Source organism: Micromonospora sp. TSRI0369, assembly GCF_001905625.1.
Lineage (GTDB): Bacteria > Actinomycetota > Actinomycetes > Mycobacteriales > Micromonosporaceae > Micromonospora > Micromonospora echinospora_A.
Map to the genome: position 1 here is coordinate 332223 of NZ_LIVU01000006.1, position 18967 is coordinate 351189.

General features: G+C 72.9%; 18 protein-coding genes. 5 read left to right on the forward strand and 13 right to left on the reverse strand.

Annotation, left to right across the window (positions count from 1 at the left end; translation table 11 throughout):
* Positions 1-59: 59 nt before the first annotated feature.
* The gene (locus tag AMK25_RS22275; protein ID WP_073830322.1) at positions 60-1286 is read right to left on the reverse strand and encodes an MFS transporter; all 1227 of its coding nucleotides are present in this window, start codon (positions 1284-1286) and stop codon (positions 60-62) included.
* A gap of 121 nt (positions 1287-1407) precedes the next feature.
* Here AMK25_RS22275 and AMK25_RS22280 point away from each other — a divergent pair, with 121 nt between their 5' ends.
* Complete coding sequence (locus AMK25_RS22280) at positions 1408-1995, forward strand: PadR family transcriptional regulator (protein WP_073830323.1); 588 nt, start codon at positions 1408-1410, stop codon at positions 1993-1995.
* A 49-nt stretch (positions 1996-2044) separates the two neighbouring features.
* Here the strand turns inward: AMK25_RS22280 and AMK25_RS22285 are convergent, their stop codons facing one another.
* Entirely contained in the window at positions 2045-2863 is an 819-nt protein-coding gene (locus tag AMK25_RS22285; protein ID WP_073830324.1) for a class I SAM-dependent methyltransferase, read from the reverse strand.
* A gap of 129 nt (positions 2864-2992) precedes the next feature.
* Here AMK25_RS22285 and AMK25_RS22290 point away from each other — a divergent pair, with 129 nt between their 5' ends.
* Positions 2993-3667 carry a winged helix-turn-helix transcriptional regulator gene (locus AMK25_RS22290; protein WP_073830325.1) on the forward strand — a complete coding sequence of 225 codons (675 nt, stop codon included), beginning with the start codon at positions 2993-2995 and terminating at the stop codon, positions 3665-3667.
* A 55-nt stretch (positions 3668-3722) separates the two neighbouring features.
* Here the strand turns inward: AMK25_RS22290 and ispG are convergent, their stop codons facing one another.
* The 5 genes from ispG to AMK25_RS22315 all read right to left on the reverse strand — a co-directional run bounded on the left by ispG (position 3723) and on the right by AMK25_RS22315 (position 9358).
* On the reverse strand, positions 3723-4898 hold the full coding sequence (gene ispG / locus AMK25_RS22295) for a flavodoxin-dependent (E)-4-hydroxy-3-methylbut-2-enyl-diphosphate synthase (protein ID WP_073830326.1): 1176 nt from the start codon (positions 4896-4898) through the stop codon (positions 3723-3725).
* A gap of 9 nt (positions 4899-4907) precedes the next feature.
* Positions 4908-6155 (reverse strand): M50 family metallopeptidase, encoded by a 1248-nt coding sequence (locus AMK25_RS22300; protein WP_073830327.1) that lies wholly within the window; start codon positions 6153-6155, stop codon positions 4908-4910.
* Positions 6152-7366, reverse strand: coding sequence for a 1-deoxy-D-xylulose-5-phosphate reductoisomerase (gene dxr / locus AMK25_RS22305; RefSeq protein WP_073830328.1), 1215 nt, complete (start codon positions 7364-7366; stop codon positions 6152-6154). The genes AMK25_RS22300 and dxr overlap by 4 nt, the downstream gene beginning before the upstream one ends.
* A 154-nt stretch (positions 7367-7520) precedes the next feature.
* Positions 7521-8750 carry a PP2C family protein-serine/threonine phosphatase gene (locus AMK25_RS22310; protein WP_073830329.1) on the reverse strand — a complete coding sequence of 410 codons (1230 nt, stop codon included), beginning with the start codon at positions 8748-8750 and terminating at the stop codon, positions 7521-7523.
* A 62-nt stretch (positions 8751-8812) separates the two neighbouring features.
* Complete coding sequence (locus tag AMK25_RS22315; protein ID WP_073830330.1) at positions 8813-9358, reverse strand: GNAT family N-acetyltransferase; 546 nt, start codon at positions 9356-9358, stop codon at positions 8813-8815.
* A 51-nt stretch (positions 9359-9409) separates the two neighbouring features.
* Here AMK25_RS22315 and AMK25_RS22320 point away from each other — a divergent pair, with 51 nt between their 5' ends.
* Positions 9410-10252: a YhjD/YihY/BrkB family envelope integrity protein gene (locus AMK25_RS22320; RefSeq protein WP_073830331.1), complete on the forward strand. Its 843-nt coding sequence runs from the start codon at positions 9410-9412 to the stop codon at positions 10250-10252.
* Positions 10253-10262: 10 nt separating this feature from the next.
* On the opposite strand, the gene AMK25_RS22325 is transcribed toward AMK25_RS22320, so the two are convergent.
* Together AMK25_RS22325 and AMK25_RS22330 are read right to left on the reverse strand one after the other, a co-directional pair.
* On the reverse strand, positions 10263-11432 hold the full coding sequence (locus AMK25_RS22325) for an alkaline phosphatase PhoX (protein ID WP_073830332.1): 1170 nt from the start codon (positions 11430-11432) through the stop codon (positions 10263-10265).
* A 104-nt stretch (positions 11433-11536) separates the two neighbouring features.
* Complete coding sequence (locus AMK25_RS22330; protein WP_073830333.1) at positions 11537-11956, reverse strand: 50S ribosomal protein L7/L12; 420 nt, start codon at positions 11954-11956, stop codon at positions 11537-11539.
* Between the two features lie 67 nt (positions 11957-12023).
* On the opposite strand from AMK25_RS22330, the gene AMK25_RS22335 reads away from it, so the two are divergent.
* Positions 12024-13619: a phytoene desaturase family protein gene (locus tag AMK25_RS22335; protein WP_073830334.1), complete on the forward strand. Its 1596-nt coding sequence runs from the start codon at positions 12024-12026 to the stop codon at positions 13617-13619.
* 56 nt (positions 13620-13675) lie between these two features.
* Here AMK25_RS22335 and AMK25_RS22340 read toward each other — a convergent pair whose 3' ends face one another.
* Together AMK25_RS22340 and AMK25_RS22345 are read right to left on the reverse strand one after the other, a co-directional pair.
* Complete coding sequence (locus AMK25_RS22340; protein WP_073830499.1) at positions 13676-14314, reverse strand: TMEM175 family protein; 639 nt, start codon at positions 14312-14314, stop codon at positions 13676-13678.
* A gap of 108 nt (positions 14315-14422) precedes the next feature.
* Positions 14423-16003, reverse strand: a complete 1581-nt coding sequence (locus AMK25_RS22345) for a Rieske 2Fe-2S domain-containing protein (protein ID WP_073830335.1) — start codon at positions 16001-16003, stop codon at positions 14423-14425.
* A 247-nt stretch (positions 16004-16250) separates the two neighbouring features.
* Between AMK25_RS22345 and AMK25_RS22350 the strand changes: the two genes are divergently transcribed.
* On the forward strand, positions 16251-16475 hold the full coding sequence (locus tag AMK25_RS22350; protein ID WP_073830336.1) for a hypothetical protein: 225 nt from the start codon (positions 16251-16253) through the stop codon (positions 16473-16475).
* A gap of 75 nt (positions 16476-16550) precedes the next feature.
* Here the strand turns inward: AMK25_RS22350 and AMK25_RS22355 are convergent, their stop codons facing one another.
* Positions 16551-17768, reverse strand: a complete 1218-nt coding sequence (locus AMK25_RS22355) for a DivIVA domain-containing protein (protein WP_073830337.1) — start codon at positions 17766-17768, stop codon at positions 16551-16553.
* 22 nt (positions 17769-17790) lie between these two features.
* Positions 17791-18936 carry a 23S rRNA (adenine(2503)-C(2))-methyltransferase RlmN gene (gene rlmN, locus AMK25_RS22360; protein ID WP_073830338.1) on the reverse strand — a complete coding sequence of 382 codons (1146 nt, stop codon included), beginning with the start codon at positions 18934-18936 and terminating at the stop codon, positions 17791-17793.
* Positions 18937-18967: the final 31 nt, after the last annotated feature.

The following is an 18967-nucleotide window of genomic DNA, read 5'->3' on the forward strand; positions in this document are numbered from 1 at the left end:
ATCCGCCCCGGGGCGCGGGGGCCGACCGGACACCCCGGAGCACTGTGGTGAGCGGTGGCTCAGCCGACCGGCGCGGGCTCCGGTTCGGGCGCGGGCGGCCGGGTCCGGGCAGCCCACCGCACCACCGGCGGCACGAGCGCGCCGAGCAGCAGGAACACCGCGCCGAGCACCAGCCAGCCCGGCACGCCCCAGCCGATCGCGAGGGTGGTCACCACCACCGGGGCGACCATCGAACCGAGCTGCATGCCCATCCCGTACGCCCCCTGGTACTGGCCGTGCGCGTGCGCCGGGGCCAGCCCGAACGAGATGCCCCAGCCGGCCGCCGCGTGCCACAGCTCCCCCACGACGTGCACGAGCGCGCCGGTCAGCAGCAGCGGCACCGCCACCGCGACCGGCACACCGCCACCTGCGGCGAACAACGCGCAGGCGACCGCGAGCAGGACGCCGGCCCGACGGGAGGCCCGGCCCGCGCCGGTCAGGTCCTCGGTGCCGCGCGAGGCGCGGACCTGGAACAGGATCACCACCACCGTGTTGACGAGCAGGCAGACGGAGATCAGCCAGGTCGGGGCCGTGGTGTGCCCGGCGATCCAGAGCGGCAGGGCGATGTTGATCAGCGAGAAGTGCATGGACATGAGCCCGTCCAGCACGGTGAAGGCGAGGAACGGGCGGTCCCGCAGCGCGATCAGCCGTGGCCCGTGCGCCGGGGCGGGCACCGGCGGTACCGGCGGGAGCCGCAGCAGCACCGCCGCCGCCAGCACGTATGTCGCGGCGTCGAGCAGGATCAGGGTGACGTACGCGCCTCGGGTGTCGGCGGCGAGCGCGAACCCGGCCAGCACGGTGCCCACCGAGATGCCGACGTTGGTGACCGCGCGCAGGTAGGCGCGGGTGCGGACCCGCTGGTCGGGTGGGACGGCCCCGGCGATGAGCGCGCCCCGGGCGCCCCGGGTGCCCGCGTCGGCGAGCGCCATCAGCACGCCGACGACCAGGAAGCCGGTGAACGAGCGCACCGCGACCAGCGCGGCCGTGCACCCGGCCGAGGCGAGCAGCGCGGCCATCTGGAGCCCGCGCGGCCCGAGGCGGTCGGCCAGGTAGCCCATCGGGGTGCTCGCCACCAGGCTGACCAGCGCGGTGAGGGTGAGCGCCACGCCGACCTGGGCCACGGAGAGGCCGACCGAGCGGGTGAGGAAGAGCGCGCTGGCGGTGAGCCAGGTGCCCCGCCCGACGGTGTTGACGAGCGTGGAGAGGGCGAGGGTCCGGGACGGTCCGGGTTCGGGAAGCAGCCGCACACCGGCAGCCTAACAGTACGCACGTACGGTTTTCGGCCCGGTTTGGCTAGCGTCTTGTCGGCGATGCATTGCCGATATATCGTTGATGCATCAGTGATACGACGACAGAAGGAGAGCCCTGATGGGTTTCCATCGACGCATGCACGCCATGCACGACGAGATGCGCCGCCGGGGTGGCTTCGGCTTCCCTCCCGTACCCCCGGGTCCGCCGCCCTTCCCGCCCGGACCGCATGGTCACGGTCGAGGCCGGGGCGGGCGCGGACGCGGCCGGCGGCCGAACGTGCGCGGCGCCGTGCTGGCACTGCTCACCGAACGGCCCATGCACGGCTACGAGATGATCCAGGAGATCGACTCCCGCACCGGCGGGGCCTGGCGGCCCAGTCCCGGCTCGATCTACCCGACGCTGCAACTGCTGGAGGACGAGGGCGTCATCGCGACCGCCGCCGACTCCGAGGGCGGACGCAAGCGGTTCGCGCTGACCGAGGCGGGGCAGGCCGAGGCGGCCGACGCGGCGCAGACCCCGCCCTGGGCCGAGTTCGCCGAGCAGACGGTCAACAGCTGGCACGACATCCGCGACGCCGGCGCGCAGGCCATGCAGGCGCTGCGGCAGGTGATGACCACCGGCACCGACGACCAGCGCGCCCGGGCCGCCCAGGTGCTCGACGAGACGCGGCGCAAGCTCTACGCCATCCTCGCCGAGTCCGAGTGAGCACCGCCGCCCGCGACGGCACGCCGGCCGGACGACGGCCGGCGTGCCGTCAGGCGCGGCGCGCGGTGACGAGCAGGTACTCCCAGCGCATCACGCCGTCGTCCAGGTGCCGGGCGGCCAGGTCGGTCAACGCGCGGTCGAGCCCGGCTGTGCGCTCCGGGTCGCCCGCGTTCGCCCGGTAGACCGCCACAGTCGGTCCGTAGTGGGTCGCGAAGAAGTCCCGGAACTCCACGGGCGTGGCGAACCGGTTCACCACCACGGCGTCGCGCCCCAGCCTGAGCGCGTCGACCCGGTCGCCGAACAACTCCCGGACGTGGTCCTCGTCGCCCCAGAGCGGGGGCGGCTGCGCGCCCGGCGGCGGTGGCGGCGCGTACGGCCGCATGGCCGCGAACAACTGGCCGACGAAGCCCTCCGGGGTCCAGTTGACCAGGCCGATCGTCCCGCCCGGACGGCACACCCGCAGCAACTCGTCGGCGGCGACCCGATGCCGGGGCGCGAACATCACGCCCACGCAGGACAGCACCGCGTCGAACGCGCCGTCGGCGTACGGCAGCGCCTCCGCGTCCGCCTCCTCCCAGGTGAGCGTCACGCCCTCCCGCTCGGCCGACGCCTGCCCGATCGCCAGCAGCTCCGGGGTGAGGTCACCGGCCACCACCTCCGCGCCGGTCCGGGCCGCCGGCAGAGCCGCGTTGCCGGTTCCGGCCGCCACGTCCAGCACCCGCATGCCCGGTCCCACCCCCACCGCCCGGACCAGCGTCGCCCCCAACTGCGGGATCACCTGCGCGGCCACTGCGGAGTAGTCGCCCATCGCCCACATCGCGCGGTGCCGGGCCTTCACCGCCGCGTCCTGCTCCCGTTCCTCGATCATCTGTCGCTCCTCACCTGTCGTCCCTGTCAGGGACGCTAGGCAGCGGACGTCCCGGCCCCCAGTACGAGATCTGTACCGCACCCGACAGGCGCCTGGCCGGGCCGCCGGGCCGGGCGTAGCGTGCCCGCCATGGGGGCCTCCTACCACCAGTTCTGCCCCGTGGCGAAGGCCATGGAACTGCTCGACGAGCGGTGGACGCTGCTCGTGGTCCGGGAGTTGGTCAGCGGCTCGGAACGCTTCAACGAGCTGCGCCGGGGCCTGCCCCGGATGTCGCCCACGCTGCTGTCCCGCCGGCTGCACCAGCTCGTCCGCGCCGGCGTGGTGGAACGGCGGGTCGACGGCGCCGACGTGCGCTACGTCCCGACCGCCGCCGGGCGGGAGCTGCGGCCCGTGCTGGAGGCGCTCGGCGCCTGGGGCGTGCGCTGGATCGGCGAGCTGGGCGACGCCGACCTGGACCCGAAGCTGCTGCTGTGGGACATGCACCGGCACGTCGACCACGACGCGGTCCCGCCGGGGCGTACCGTCGTGCGGTTCCGCTTCCGGGACGTGCCGGCGTCGCAGCGCGACTGGTGGATGGTGATCGCCGGGGGCGAGGCCGACGTCTGCGACATCGACCCCGGTCACGACGTGACGGTGACCGTCACGGCGGACCTGCGCGCCCTTGTCCAGGTCTGGATGGGCGACCTCGGATGGGCGGCGGCGCTGCGCGGCGGCGCGGTGGAGGTGACCGGGCCGGAGGCGCTGCGGCGCGCCGCGCCCGGCTGGTTCACCCTCTCCCCCTTCGCCGCCGTGCCCCGCCCCTGAGACGGCGCGTGCGGCCGCCCCGACGGGGACGGCCGCACGGCGACGCGGAAGTGGATCAGTGCACGGTGACGGTGGCGCCGCCCGGCACCAGGTCGCGCAGCTCCTCGGGGATCTCGGCGCCCATCTCGTCGGCGATCCGCAGCGCCTCCTCGATGAGCGTCTCCACGATCTGCGCCTCGGGCACCGTCTTGACGACCTTGCCCTTGACGAAGATCTGGCCCTTGCCGTTGCCGGAAGCAACGCCCAGGTCGGCCTCGCGAGCCTCACCCGGACCGTTCACCACGCAGCCCATGACCGCGACGCGCAGCGGCACCGGCAGGCCCTCCAGACCGGCGGTGACCTCCTCGGCCAGCTTGTAGACGTCGACCTGCGCCCGCCCGCAGGACGGGCAGGAGACGATCTCCAGGCCGCGCTCGCGCAGCCCCAACGACTCCAGGATCTGGTTGCCGACCTTGATCTCCTCGACCGGCGGGGCGGACAGCGAGACCCGGATGGTGTCGCCGATGCCCTCGGCCAGCAGCGCGCCGAACGCCACCGCCGACTTGATCGTGCCCTGGAACGCCGGGCCCGCCTCGGTGACGCCGAGGTGCAGCGGGTAGTCGCACTGCTCGGCCAACTGCCGGTACGCCCGGATCATCACCACCGGGTCGTTGTGCTTGACCGAGATCTTGATGTCCCGGAAGCCGTGCTCCTCGAACAGCGAGCACTCCCACAGCGCCGACTCCACCAGCGCCTCGGCAGTGGCCTTGCCGTACTTGGCCAGCAGGCGCTTGTCCAGCGAGCCCGCGTTCACGCCGATCCGGATCGGCACGCCCGCGTCGCCGGCGGCCCGCGCGATCTCCTTGACCTTGTCGTCGAACTGCCGGATGTTGCCCGGGTTCACCCGCACCGCGGCGCAGCCGGCGTCGATCGCCGCGAAGACGTACTTGGGCTGGAAGTGGATGTCGGCGATCACCGGGATCTGCGACTTGCGCGCGATCGCGGGCAGCGCCTCCACGTCGTCCTGCGACGGCACGGCGACCCGGACGATCTGGCAGCCGGACGCGGTCAGTTCGGCGATCTGCTGGAGCGTGGCGTTGACGTCGGCGGTGAGGGTGGTGGTCATGGACTGCACCGAGACCGGCGCGCCGCCGCCGACCGGCACCGAACCGACCATGATCTGGCGGCTGGCCCGGCGCGGGGCCAGCGGCGGCGGCGGTACGGGGGGCATACCGAGACTGACAGCGGTCACTTCAGGCACTCACCTTGAGAAGAGCGTGATGGGGTTGATGACATCAGCGGTGACAGTCAGCAGCGTGAACGCGCCACCGATCAGGATCACCGCGTACGTGAACGGCATGAGTTTGAGGTAGTCGACCCTGCCCGGATCCCGGCGGCCGATGCGCGCGTACAGCCAGGAACGCGCCCGTTCGAACCAGGCGATGGCGATGTGACCGCCGTCCAGCGGAAGCAACGGCAGCAGGTTGAACACGCCGATGAAGAAGTTCAGCGACACGAAGAGCATGAAGAACACCAGCCAGGCGTTGTTCTCCACGGCCTCGCCGCCGAGCCGGGTGGCGCCGACCACGCTGATCGGGGTGTCCATGTCGCGCTCGCTGCCGGTGATCGCGCTCCACAGCGCGGGCACCTTCTGCGGGATGCGCTGCATGGCGTGCGCGGTCTGCACCGCCATGGTGCCGGTGAAGTCGGCGGTTGCGCCGAACGCGGCGATCGGGCCGTACTCGACCCGCGGCGGGGTGCTCGGCCGCAGGGCCACGCCGAGCGCGGAGACCGACGAGGTGGCGCCCTTCGGGTCGTCCAGCGGCGGGCGCTGCACCGCGGCCAGGTCGACCCGGGTCTCCTGCGACCGGCCGTCGCGCTCGAAGGTGACGGTGGCCGCGCCGGGCGGGGTGGCCCGGACCACGTCGAGCATGTCGCCCCAGGTGGAGACCGGCCGGCCGTTCACCGCGGTGATCCGGTCGCCGTCCTTGAGCTGGGCCTTCTCGGCCGGGCTGGCCGGGTCGTCGGCCTGGCAGGCGCGAGCCGCGTTCTCCACCACGACACAGGGGGCCAGCGCGATCACGGCGGGCTCCGCCTTGAAGCCGTCCTCGGTGGAGGGGAACTTCGGGTTCGGCAGGCCGGCGGTGATCGCGATGATCCAGAGCGCGATCAGGGCGAGCGCGAAATGGGTGATCGAGCCGGCGGACATCACGATCGTCCGCTTCCAGACCGGGTAGCGCCACATCGCGCGCTTCTCGTCCCCGGGCTCGACGTCGTCGTCCTGCGGCGTCATGCCGACGATCTTGCAGAACCCGCCGAGCGGAATGCCCTTGATGCCGTACTCGGTCTCGCCCCGCTTGAACGACCACAGCGTCGGGCCGAAGCCGACGAAGTAGCGGGTGACCTTCATCCCGAACGCCTTGGCGGTCAGCATGTGCCCCGCCTCGTGCAGGCTCACCGAGATGAGAATCGCCAGGGCGAACAGCACCACCCCGAGCAGATAGCTCATCGAGCTCCTTCCACCGACCCGACGATGATCTCCTGGGCGTGCGCCCGTGCCCACGACTCGGCGGCGAGCACGTCCTCGACGGTACCTGGTTCGTCGAAATCGGGTGCGTCCTCCAGCACCCGCTGGAGGGTGTCGACGATCCCGAGGAACGGCAGCCGGCCCGCGACGAACGCGGCCACGCACTCCTCGTTCGCCGCGTTGTAGATCGCCGGGCGGCAGCGCCCGGCCTCACCCGCCGCCTTGGCCAGCGCGACCGCCGGGAACGCCGCGTCGTCCAGCGGGAAGAACTCCCAGGTGTGGGCAGTGGTCCAGTCGACCGCGGCGGCCGCCTCGGGCACCCGGTCCGGCCAGCCGATGCCCAGCGCGATCGGCAGCCGCATGTCCGGCGGGCTGGCCTGGGCCAGCGTCGAGCCGTCGGCGAACTCGACCATCGAGTGGATCACCGACTGCGGGTGGACCATCACCTCGATGTCGGCGTACGGCACGTCGAACAGCTCGTGCGCCTCGATCACCTCCAGCGCCTTGTTGACCATCGTGGCGGAGTTGATCGTGACGACCGGGCCCATGTTCCAGGTCGGGTGCGCCAGCGCCTGCTCCGGCATGACGGCGGTCAGCTCGTCGCGCCGCCGCCCCCGGAACGGGCCGCCGCTGGCGGTGACCACGAGCCGCCGCACCTCGCCCCGGGCACCGCCGCGCAGGCACTGCGCCAGCGCCGAGTGCTCGGAGTCCACCGGGACGATCTGCCCAGGTCGCGAGACGGCGGCCTTGACCAGCGGGCCGCCGGCGACGAGGGACTCCTTGTTGGCCAGGGCGAGGGTACGTCCGGCGTGCAGCGCGGCCAGCGTCGGCGGCAGGCCCAGCGAGCCGACCACCCCGTTGAGCACCACGTCACACGGCCACTGCGCCAGCTCGGTCATCGCGTCCGGCCCGGCCACGATCTTGGGCAGCTTGAAGTCACCGGTGGCCCAGCCGCGCTTGCTCGCCTCGGCGTAGAACGCGAGCTGAAGATCCTGCGCGACGGACGCGCGGGCCACACCGACCGCCTCCACGCCCAGCTCCAGCGCCTGCGCGGCGAGCAACTCCACGTTGCCGCCACCCGCGCCGAGGGCCACCACCCGGAAGCGGTCCGGGTTGCGCTTGACGATGTCGATGGCCTGGGTGCCGATCGAGCCGGTCGAACCGAGCAGCACGAGATCCCGGGGAGTGGTCACCGGACCATTGTTCCCCAGCGCCTCACCCCGGTTCGTCCCGGAGTGCCCGGCGGCATGATCGACTCCACTTCCCCGAGGTGGTGGCATCCCAGGCGCCGCTATGCCACCACTTCGGCGAACCGGTGTCGATCACGTCGAGGGCGCCTCCTCGAGGCTACGGGGACACGATCGTCCCGTCTGGCGCGGTGAGGTGCTCCAGGTGCTCCAACGGCAGGTGCGAGGGCTGCCACTCCAGGAACAGCGCGGTGGCGTCGTCGTCGAGCTGGTCCTGCTGGTAGGCGAGGACGGCGCGCACCAGCCGGCGCATCGTCTCCGGGCTGGGCAGCCGCTCGTTGAGGGCACGCTCGACGAAGTCGACGAGCCGGTCCAGCCCGAACCGTTCCCCGTCGTCGCCCCGGGCGTCGGTTATGCCGTCGGTGTAGGCGAGGACGCGGTCGCCCGGGTGCAGCGCCTCCTCGTGCGCCCGCGGGCGCCGCGTCGACAGGTTGCCCAGCCCGAGCGGCAGCGCGGTCGGTCCGGGCAGTGCCCGGACAGCCTTGCCGTCGCGCAGCAGCATGGCGCCGGGGTGGCCGGCGTTGATGGTCCGCAGCACGCCGGTCCGCCGGTCGAGTTCGGCGAGCAGCGCGGTCGCGAACAGGCCGGGGTGTTCGGAGCGGACCCACCTGTCGATGCTGATCGCCGTGTCGACCAGGTCGAGACCGGTGCGCCGGGCGTTGCGGTACGCGCTGACCACGAGCGAGGCCATCGCGCTCGCCTTGATCCCGTGCCCGCAGGTGTCGAAGAGCCCGACGCTGAGCACGTCACCGTTGAGCGCGTAGTCGAAGATGTCCCCGCCGACGTCGTAACACGGTTCGAGGATGGCGGTGATCACCAGCTCGTCCGTCGCGAAGGTCAGCGGCGGCAGCAGCCCCCACACGGTCTCGGCGGCGACCTGCATCGGCAGGCGGCGGCGGATCCGTTCCACGACGTCGCCGTAGAGCCGGCGGTTCACCAGGACCTGAGCGACGGCGACCGCAACCTCCCAGGCCGGCCGGTCCAGCGCGGGGTCGCCGGCGCGGGACGACACGATCTCCAGTGCCCCCAGCCGTTCGCAGCCGAGCAGCAGGGGCACCCAGAGCCGGTCCGGGCGGTCGGGAGCGCGCTGCACCTGGAGGCCGGTGAACGCCCGGCCGGCCAGCGTCGTCTCGATCGTGAGTTCGTCCCGAGGCGCGCCCGCGCCGACCAGGGGCACGAGCGAGGACTGCGTGTAGTCGGCCAGGTAGATCACGATCTCGGTGGCCCCGATGGTGGGCGCGACCCGGTTCACCAGGAGCGACAGGTCGTCCGGACCGCCCCGGGCGGCGTGGAGGTGCAGCCAGCGCGCTGCGTCGCCACCGTCGACCATCCGTGCCTCCCCCGTATCCCCACCACCGTAGGAGGCCGAGGGCAAACTGCCAACGGCACGGCTCAGGCGGGGCGCTCCAGGACGAAGGTCTGCAGTTCGGCGCCGCCGTACCAGTCGGTGCGCACGCCCACGTGCGTCATGCCGAGGCGCCGGGCCACCGCCATCGACGGGTCGTTCCCGGCCATCACCACCGCGTACACCCTCGGGGTGCCGGTGGCGAACTCACGCTCCAGCACCGCGCGGGCCGCCTCGGTGGCGTAGCCGTTGCCCTGGGCGTCGGGGTGCAGGTGCCAGCCGACCTCGATGTCGTCGGTCAGCGTGACGCCGTCGCGTCCCGGCAACGGCTTGAGCAGGATGCTCCCGGCCACCGGCCCGCCGGCGCGCGGCTCGATCGCCCACAGGCCCCAGCGACCGCCGTACGGCGCCCAGCGTTCGTGCCAGGACCGGACCCGCTCGCGCGCCTCGGACGGGTCGGTCATCCGGCCCTTGCCGCCGCCGAGCCAGCGCATCACCTCGTCCCGGGAGTAGATGTCGTAGATCCGGGCCAGGTCGTCCGGCGACTCGGTCCAGTCCCGTAGCACCAGCCGGTCGGTCGTGGCGATCGTCATGCCGCCGGATCGTAATGCGTGGCGTGGGGTCGTACGGGGAACGAGAGGGCGATGGGCGACGGGTGGGATCGGGCGAAGCGGATCACGGCTGCGGCGTTCCGGCCGGTCCGCGGCCGGGATCTCTCCCTGCACGCCGCCGCGATCACGTTCTACGGCGCGATCGCCGTGGTGCCGGTGGCGCTGCTGGCGATCTGGCTGACCGGGCTGCTCGCGGGGGCGGACCGGGTGCGGCGGCTGACCGGGTACGCCATCGAGACGCTGCCCACCGAGATCGGCGCGCACCGGGCGGCGGCCGCGCTGGTCGAGGCCGGGCTGGGGCTGACTCCGCTGCTGGCGCTGGCCTCGCTGCTGCCGGCCTCGCTCTACGGCGAGGGACTGCGCCGCGCGTTCGTCTCGGTGGCCGAGCCGCGCGCCGAGTCCGGCGCGCTGGTCGGCTGGCGGGGCCGCCTGCTGCTGCTCCCGCTGCTGGCGCCGGCCCCGGTGCTGCTGCTGTCGATCCTGCTGGGGCTGCCGATGACCACACGGCTGGTGCGCCAGGGCGGCTGGATCGGCGCGCTCGGCGTGGTGCTGTCGTTCCTGGCGGTGTGGCTGGTGCTCACGCCCGTGCTGATCTGGGTGTTCCGGGTGGTCGGCCCGGCCTCCCCGGACTGGCTCGCCACCATCGTTCTGGGCTCGTTCACGGCGGCGAACCTGTCCGGCTTCCTGCACGGCTTCGTGCTGTTCTGCTCGCTGCCGCTGGACCTGGGCGTGCCGTTCGGCGGCTTCGACGAGATCGGCGGCGGGGTTGCGGTGCTGCTCTGGCTCTACCTGTTCCACGTGATCGTGCTGTCCGGCTATTCCGCGACGCTGGCGGCGAGCCGGTGGCGGGCCACCCGGGAGGCGGCCCGCGCCTGAAGGCGGTGGGTCAGCGCCGGAACGGGCCGCGCACCTCGTACGTGATGCCGCCGGTCCCGGCCCGGGCGCCGCTGGTGCCGCGCTGGGACGAGAAGTAGAGCCGGCTGCCGTCCGGGGAGAACGCGGGCCCGGTGATCTCCGACTCGGACTGCCCGAGCAGCCGCAGGAACGGGGTCACCACACCGGCGGGCGTGATCACGTTGATCTCCATGTTGCCGCCGTCCTCGGCCACGTAGAGGTCGCCGCCGGCGGTGCCGGTGATGTTGTCGACCCCGGTCAGCGGCGCGGCGCCGGCCGGCACCAGCGAGTCGTCGTACGCGAGGTCGAGCCGCTGGTTCACCGCGTCGTACGCCCACACCCGGTTGTCGCCCTTGGTGGTGAACCAGCAGGTGTCGTCGGCGTACCAGCAGCCCTCGCCGCCGTCGAACGTCTGCGCGGCGCCCACCTGGTAGCGGGTGGGCACCGGGAACCCGTCGCGGTCCGGCAGATCCCGCCAGGTGACCGGGCCGGTGACCTGGCCGTCCGGGGCACAGAGCACCTGCACCCTGCCGGTGCGCAGGTCACCCCAGGTGTCCGGCACGAACCGGTAGAAGCAGCCGTCCGACTCGTCCTCGGTCAGGTAGACCACCCGCCGCTGCGGATCGCAGGCCGCCGCCTCGTGCTTGAAGCGGCCCATCCGGGTCCGCTCCTCGCCGGCCCGGCCGCCCTCCGGCCAGGTCTCGAAGACCCGGCCCAGCGGCACCTCCTCGCAGGACAGCCACGTCCCCCACGGGGTCGGCCCGCCCGCGCAGTTGACGTTGGTGCCGCCGAGGATCCGGTACGCGGCGGCGATCGCGCCGTCGGCGGCGAACCGCACCGCCGAGGCGCCACCGACGAGCGGCACCTCCGAGTTGGAGACGTAGATCCAGCCGTCGCCGGACGGGAAGCAGGCGCCGCCGTCCGGCGCCGGGTGCCAGGTGTACGAGGTGCCCGCGACCCGCTGCCCGGAGCGCGCGATCACCCGGCTGGTGAAGCCGGCCGGCACCTGGAGACCGTTGGCGTCGGCGGACAGCAGGTCACCGTACGGGCCGGGACCGGGCTGGGCGGGCTGGGCCGGTGCGGCCGCGGCAGCCCAGAGGCCACCGGCGAAAGCGGCCGCGCCGCCGACGGCTGTGGCACGCAGGACGGTACGACGATCCATCGGGGATTACCTCCCGGAGGCGGTGGGTGTCCCGTCGACGGTAGGACGGAAATGCATCGACAACTGCCACTATAGGGTGAACGCCCGGTGCCGGCCGTCCGGCGTCAGAGGCCCTCGACGTACCGCTTGGCGTCGGCGAGCGACATGTGCGTGTGCTCCCGTACCACCTTGATCGCCTGGATCTTCTTCCCCCGGTGCAGCAGCCGCACGGCCTCGGCCCGCACCGCGTCGTCGACGCCCTTTCCGGGCGCCGGGGCGCCGGGCGACCAGGTGCCGCCGGCCGCCAGCGCGTCCACCGCCCGCTTCGCGTCCAGCAGCGACAGCCCGGTCTGCTCGCGCAGCACCTTGACCGCCTCGACCGTACGCCCCGCGCGGGCCAGCCGGAGCACCTCGGCCTGCCCGTCGCCGGCCGGGCGATCCGGGGTGACCAGGTCCCGGGGACGGTCGCGCCGCAGCACCAGCAGGAGAAGGAACACCACCACGACGAGCGCCACCGCGAGCGCGATCTGGACAGCCGGGGACATGCCGGGAACGGTAGCGCCCCACGGCGAACCCTCCCGCAAGGGCTCGCCCGCCGCTACGCTCCGGCCCATGAGCGACGCGAGTGAGCTGCCGTCCCGCGCCGACGTCGTGGTGGTCGGCGCCGGGCACAACGGCCTGGTCTCGGCGATCCTGCTGGCCCGCGCCGGCCTGGACGTGCTGGTGCTGGAGGCGTCCGGGGTGATCGGCGGGGCGACCCGCACCGAGAACCCGTTCCCGAAGGTGCCGGGGCTGCGTCACTCCACCGGGTCGTACCTGCTCGGGCTGATGCCGCCGGAGCTGCTGGCCACGCTCGACGTGAGCATCCCGGTGCTGCGCCGCGACCCGCACTACTTCCTGCCCACGCCGGGCGGGCTCGGCTCGCCGTACCTGCTGGCGGGCAGCGACGTCGCGGCCGGCCGGCGGCAGCTCGCGGAGATGTTCTCCCCCGCCGACGTCGCAGCCGACGACGCGTTGCACGCCGAGCTGGCCCAACTGCGGGAGGATCTCGCCCCGGCGTGGCTGGCCGAACCGCTGCCGGTCGAGGAGACCGCCGAACGCTACGTGCGGCCCGCGCTGCGGCAGGTCTTCGTCGACCTGGTCCGCGGCTCGGTCGCCGACCACCTGGCCCGCTTCGACTTCCGCTCCGAGCTGCTGGTCAGCATGTACGCGGTCACCGACGGCCTGTCCGGGCTCAACGCCGGCCCGGACGACCCGGGCACCGGGCACAACTTCCTGGTGCACAACATGTGCCGGCTGCCGGGCGCGGACGGCACCTGGATGATCACCCGGGGCGGCATGGGGACGGTGTCGCGCACGTTCGCCGAGGCAGCCGTGCGCGCCGGGGCGCGGATCGTGGCCGACGCGCCGGTCACCGCGATCCGGCTGGCCTCCGGTGCCGCCGCCGGGGTGACACTCGCCGACGGGCGGGAGGTGGACGCCCCGGTGGTGCTCGGCGCCTGCGACCCGTACCGGCTGATGGAGCTGTTGCCCGACGGCGCGCTTCCGGCGGAGCTGGGCGCGCGGATGGCGGCGGTCCGCCGCCCCGGCACCACGCTCAAGCTCAACCTGGCGCTGACCGGGCTGCCGCGCTTCTCCTGTCTGCCGGAGGACGCGCCGAGCCCGTTCGGCTCGACCATCCACCTGCTGCCCGGCTCGGCCTCGCTCGTCGGCGACGGCGGCGAGTCGCCGATGGCGGCGCTGCGCGGCATGTGGGCGGACGTGCGGGCCGGGCGGCTGCCCGACGAGCCGACCATCGAGTGGTACCTGCACACCACTGTCGACCCGTCGCTGTCCGACGACGCGGGGCACCACTCGTCGGCGTTGTTCGTGCAGTCGGTCCCCTACGAGCTGGCCGGCACCACCTGGGACGCGGCGCTGCCCGGCTACGTGGAGCGGCTGATCGCGATCTGCGAGCGGTACGCCCCGGGCGCCGGTGACCTGGTCGCGGACGCGGTACCCCTGCCGCCGCCCGGCATCGAGGCGCACTTCGGCATCACCGGCGGGCACATCCACCACGTCGACAACACGGTGTCGTTCGCCGACCGGATGCCGTACGCGACGGGTGTGGACGGCGTGTACGCGGGCAGCGCCGGCTGCCACCCGGCGGGCAGCGTGATCGGCGCGGCCGGCCACAACGCGGCCCGCCGCATCCTCGCCGAGATGTAAGGAAGGGCCCCCTATTAACGCCTCAGGTAGAGGAAGGGCCCCTTCTTAACAAACGCTCACGGCGTGTCGGGCGCCTCCTGGCCGGCGGGCGGAAGATCGCCCGGACCCCGCACCAGGTAGACGCCGACCAGCAGCAGGTACGCCAGCAGGCTCAGCAGCGGGTCGATGAACACGATGGCGAACGCGACCACGTAGAGCAGCGGGCCGAGCCGGAACCGGCGGGCCACCGCGCTCGCCAGCCTCGGGTCGAGATCCGGGTGCAGCAGCCCGCGGCGGCGCGCCCACCACCAGCTCAGGTTGAAGAAGAGCGCCTCGCCGAGCACCACGCCCACGTACAGCGCGGCGGTCAGCCGCTGGTCGCGGACGGTGCCGCGCAGGTTGTCCGCGAGCAGGTCGGCGGTGAACGGGATCGCCGCCACGAACATCAGCAGCAGCAGGTTCAGCACCAGCAGCATCTGGTCGACCCGGCGGACGTAGCGCCACATGTTGTGGTGGGTCAGCCAGACCTGGCCGACGATGGCGAAGGTGATCACGTACGCCAGGTAGGCCCGCCACTCCTGCATGAGCACTGCGGCCAGCCCGTCGTCCTGCGGCAGGTCAGGGTCGAACGCGAGCAGTTCGACGGCCATCAGGGTGAGCACGATGGCGATCACCGCGTCGCTGAACGCCTCCACCCGGGAGGCGTCGCGCGCCATCTCGCTGCCGCGCCCGAACCGGTACGCCGGTTCCCTGTCCGCACCCGTCACGCCGCCCCCTCACGCCTGATGGTCGCGTGCCGGGGGCGGCGGGCGGGGCGGAAACCGTCAGATGGCCGCTTCCCCGGCCGGCGCCGGGGTCTCCGCGTCCGCGCGGTGCGCCCGGATCTTGTGCCCGACGCTGGTCAGGCAGCGACCGCTGGCCAGGTCGAACTTCCAGCCGTGCAGCTGGCAGGTCAGCTGGTCGCCGTCGACGATGCCGAACCGGCTCAGGTCCGCCTTCAGGTGCGGGCAGCGCCGCTGCACCACCCAGCCGTCGAGCGTGATGTCCTCGGCGTCGACGGCCCGCTCGTGCTCGTCGTACCAGCCCTCGGCGTACTGGAGACGCTCCTCGGAGAGGCACTTGAAGAAGGCGTAGACGAACTCGTTGTACTGGCCGATGCGGGCCGCCGAGAAGCGGCAGGACAGGAAGAGCGAGTTGACCCAGTCGACCTCGCCGATGTGCAGCAGGTGCTCGATGAGCGCCCGCTCGGTACGGAAGCGGTAACGGACCTTCTCGTCCGCGTACGGCCGCACCTCCTTGCCCGGGAAGTCCACCACGATCGACTCGACGCTGTCGCCGTCGTAGCCGACCAGGTCGAAGCGGACCGGACCGCCGACGCCCTTGGCCAGGTAGATCGACTCGTCCAGCAGCGGCTCGATCCGGCGCTTCATCTCACCCAGCACGTCGACCTCGGGGTGCCGCCAGGACGCCTTCTCGGCCTCGATGACGCCGCGCTTGCGCTCCCGCATCTCCTCCAGGTGGGCGACCTTGTTCGCGAAGAACTCCTCCACCGGCACCGGGTGCGTGGTCGTCGCGCCCTCGGTGGTGATCTCCGAGACGCTGCCCGGCAGCAGGACGATGCCGTTGGTGCCGCCGACCTTGGCGTACTCGGAGAGGAACACCGACTGGTCGGGGAAGATGTTGCCCTCGTCGCCGAAGATGTCGTTGAACTGCCACAGCTCGTCGTCGAGGAAGCACGGCGGGCCGGCGATCGGGAAGACGTGGTCGGCCTTCAGGTCGTCGATGTAGCGCCAGGTGCGGTCGAACTGCCGGTCCCGCTTCTGCTTGCCGAACGCGGTCTTCGCCGCCTGCGGCAGCTCGTAGACCATCGGGTACCAGATCGCGCCGGAGAACTGCAGCATGTGCGCGTGCACGTGGCCCAGCTCGGCGAAGACGCTCAGGTCGGTCGGGCGGGCGTCGTTCTGGTTGAGCAGCCGGACGCCGTCGTACTCGACCCAGAGCGAGGAGTCGCCGATCGGGCCGTCGGTCGGGCTGGTCAGCGCCTGGATCATGATCTTCAGGCCGCCGGGCAGCTCCACTACCTGCTCGTTCGGGGCCTTGAGGAACTTGGTGAAGCCCAGCTCCCGGAACTCGTCCTCCATCTCCGAGGTGGGGAACTCGGGGAGCAGGACGGTGGCGTCCTTCGACACGAAGTCGCGCAGGTGCTTGGCGTCGAAGTGGTCCCGGTGCAGGTGCGACACGTACAGGTAGTCGACCTGGCCGAGGGTCTCCCAGTCGAGCAGGGAGTTGTCCGGGAAGGGGAACCACGAGGCGAAGTAGGCGGGATTGACCCACGGGTCGCACAGGATGCTGCCCGCGGCCGTGTCGATCCGCATGCTGGCATGGCCCGTACCGGTCACTCGCACCGCAGTCCCCCTCAAAAAGGCATCAGGTGTACGTCAAGACGCTACCGGAGGCAGTGTGCTCGCCGTCCCGCGACGCCGGTAGTGCCCAACCGCCCCGACCCGGACGGGACCTACGGCCCGGGTCACGCGACAACAGCGCTGTCGCCCGCCCGGGTCATCCAGCGCACCGGAGGCCGGACCCTGCGCCGGGGCCGGTTGAGGGCGTGCCAGACTGATCGGAGATCCGATCGCGAGGGAAGGACCGACAGTGGCAGGAGACGAGCCGGTAACCGCGCCAGATCAGCACAAGCCCGGGCACCGCAAGTCCGGACGGATCGGCGCGGTGCTGTCGGCGCTGGTCTTGGTTCTGATGGCGTTCTGCGGGATCGAGGAGGGCCGGGTGGAGCACATCTGGCTGTTCGGGATCGCCGGGCTGCTGATCGCCATCGTCATCGGCGACGCCGTGCTGCGCCGCAACGGCCTGCGGTCCTGACGCGCGGCGCCCACGGTACGCGGAAGGGCCCACCCCTCACGGGGTGGGCCCTTCGTCGTCGGGTGACCGGGCGGGTCAGCGGCCGAGCAGGATGTCCTGCACGTCCTTGAGCGCGGCGTCGACCTCGGCTTCGAAGTAGCCGCCGGGCACCAGCCCGAAGCGCAGCGTGTCGAGTTCCTTCGGGTTCACCGGCATCGGGTTGCGGCCCTGCATGCCGCCGAGCAGCGTGTCGAAGAACCGGTCGACCTGGTCCGGGTCGTACCCGCTGCCGAACCGGCGGACCTGGAAGCTGCGCCGGATCTGGTCGACCCGGTAGAGGTCGCTGCCGGGCGGGCCGGCCATCGGCGGTCCCACCATGGGCGGGCCGGCGACCGGTGGGGTCACCAGCGGCGGGCCGGTCATCGAAGGGCCCGGGCCGTAGCCCTGGTCCGACGGTCCGTAACCCGGGTCCGGCGGCCCGTAACCGGGCTCCGGCGCGCCGTAACCCTGCTGCGGCAGCGCCGGCGGGCCACCGGGGCCACGACCGCGCAGCTCACGCTCGGGCATGCGGATCTCGGCGGTCATGTCGGCACGCCCGCGCCGGCCCGCCTCGAAGCCGTCGAAGCGCTCCTCCTGGCCGTACCCGCCGGGGCCGCTGTCCTGGCCGTAGCCGCCCGGGCCGCTGTCCTGGCCGTACCCGCCGGGACCGCTGTCCTGGCCGTACCCGCCCGGGCCGGTGTCCTGGCCGTAGCCGCCAGGGCCGGGCGGCAGGCCGCGCGGCGGCGGGCCGCCGTGCCCGATCGGCGCGCCCGGACCCATCGGGCCGGGGCCGCCCGGGCCACGCGGGCCGTCGTAGCCACCGCGCGGACCGTCGTACCCGCCGGCGAACGCGCCGGTCGGCTCGTCGTAGCGGCTGCCGTAGCGGTCGGCGGGCGGGCCGGGCTGGGCCGGCATCTGCCGGGGCGGCATCGGCGGCTGCGGCACCGGCGACATGCCCCGGTCGTCGCGCATCGGCGGGCCGAGCCGGTCGGCCATCCGGGGGTCGCCACCGCGCCCGGCGGGGGCGCCACCGCGCTCCTCCAGCTCGGCGAGCTGCCGCTCGACCCGGTCGAGGTGCAGGTCCACCTGCCACTCGTCGTAGCCGTTGAAGCGGACCCGGAAGACGACGTCGTGGACCTCCTGGGAGGCCACGGGCGCGCCGACCGGCTGACCGGCGAGTGTCGCCTCGACCCGGTCCAGGAAGGCGTCGACCTCGTCGACCTTGTATCCCCGGCGGAGCGCCTTACGCCGGAAACGCTGACCCTGACTCGCCACTATGTCTCCTGGTCTCGTACCGCTACGCCGTTGCCGCGCGTGAGTCGCCGTCCGTGTCCCCGGCGGCGGCGAGTTGGCCACACGCCCCGTCGATCTCGCGCCCCCGGGTGTCCCGCACGGTGGTCGACACCCCGGCGTCGCGCAACCGCCGGACGAACTCCCGCTCGACCGGCTTCGGGCTGGCGTCCCAGCGGCTGCCCGGAGTCGGGTTGAGCGGGATCAGGTTCACGTGGGCCAGCTTGCCGGCCAACAGCCGCCCGAGCAGATCTGCTCTCCACGGCTGGTCGTTCACGTCCTTGATCATCGCGTATTCGATGGACACGCGACGCCCCGTCGTGGCCGCGTAGTCCCACACCGCGTCCAGCACCTCGGACACCTTCCAGCGCTGGTTGACCGGGACGAGTTCGTCGCGCAGCTCATCATCGGGGGCGTGCAGCGACAACGCAAGGGTCACGGAGAGGTCTTCGCTGGCCAGTCGCCGGATCGCCGGGACCAGCCCGACGGTGGAGACGGTGATGTGCCGCTGCGACAGGCCCAGACCCTCCGGCGCCGGAGCGACCAGCCGGCGGATCGCCGCCACCACCCGCGAGTAGTTGGCCAGCGGCTCGCCCATGCCCATGAACACCACGTGCGACAGCCGCGGCGGCGAGCCGGCCACCGCGCCGGACGCGGCCACCCCGGCCAGGTAGACCGCCTGGTCGACGATTTCCGCGGTGGACAGGTTACGGGTCAGCCCGGCCTGGCCGGTCGCGCAGAACGGGCAGGCCATGCCGCAGCCGGCCTGGCTGGAGATGCAGACGGTCACCCGGTCCGGGTAGCCCATCAGCACGCTCTCCACGAGCGAGCCGTCGTGCAGCCGCCAGAGCGCCTTGCGGGTCGCGCCGTCGTCACAGGCCAGCTCGCGCACCGGGGTGAGCAGGGTGGGCAGCAGCGTGCCGGCCAGCCGCTCCCGGGTCGCCGCCGGCAGGTCGGTCATCCGCTCCGGGTCGCGCACGAGGCGGCCGAAGTAGTGGTTGGAGACCTGCTTGGCGCGGAACGCCGGCTCGCCCAGCTCGGCGACGAGCGCCTGCCGGCCGGGCAGGTCCAGGTCGGCGAGGTGGCGCGGGGGCATCGAGGGTCGGCGGCCGCGGGCGTCGGGGTCTACGGAGATCAGCGGAAGACTCGTCATGGCGCGTCCAGTCTGACACGCTCCCGCCCGG

Bases quoted from the DNA above. Each gene is read 5' to 3' on its own strand.
- AMK25_RS22280 (WP_073830323.1), top strand. From the start codon at position 1,408: ATGGGTTTCCATCGACGCATGCACGCCATGCACGACGAGATGCGCCGC.
- AMK25_RS22285 (WP_073830324.1), bottom strand. From the start codon at position 2,863: ATGATCGAGGAACGGGAGCAGGACGCGGCGGTGAAGGCCCGGCACCGC.
- AMK25_RS22290 (WP_073830325.1), top strand. From the start codon at position 2,993: ATGGGGGCCTCCTACCACCAGTTCTGCCCCGTGGCGAAGGCCATGGAA.
- AMK25_RS22300 (WP_073830327.1), bottom strand. From the start codon at position 6,155: ATGAGCTATCTGCTCGGGGTGGTGCTGTTCGCCCTGGCGATTCTCATC.
- AMK25_RS22310 (WP_073830329.1), bottom strand. From the start codon at position 8,750: ATGGTCGACGGTGGCGACGCAGCGCGCTGGCTGCACCTCCACGCCGCC.
- AMK25_RS22315 (WP_073830330.1), bottom strand. From the start codon at position 9,358: ATGACGATCGCCACGACCGACCGGCTGGTGCTACGGGACTGGACCGAG.
- AMK25_RS22320 (WP_073830331.1), top strand. From the start codon at position 9,410: ATGGGCGACGGGTGGGATCGGGCGAAGCGGATCACGGCTGCGGCGTTC.
- AMK25_RS22325 (WP_073830332.1), bottom strand. From the start codon at position 11,432: ATGGATCGTCGTACCGTCCTGCGTGCCACAGCCGTCGGCGGCGCGGCC.
- AMK25_RS22330 (WP_073830333.1), bottom strand. From the start codon at position 11,956: ATGTCCCCGGCTGTCCAGATCGCGCTCGCGGTGGCGCTCGTCGTGGTG.
- AMK25_RS22335 (WP_073830334.1), top strand. From the start codon at position 12,024: ATGAGCGACGCGAGTGAGCTGCCGTCCCGCGCCGACGTCGTGGTGGTC.
- AMK25_RS22340 (WP_073830499.1), bottom strand. From the start codon at position 14,314: ATGGCGCGCGACGCCTCCCGGGTGGAGGCGTTCAGCGACGCGGTGATC.
- rlmN (WP_073830338.1), bottom strand. From the start codon at position 18,936: ATGACGAGTCTTCCGCTGATCTCCGTAGACCCCGACGCCCGCGGCCGC.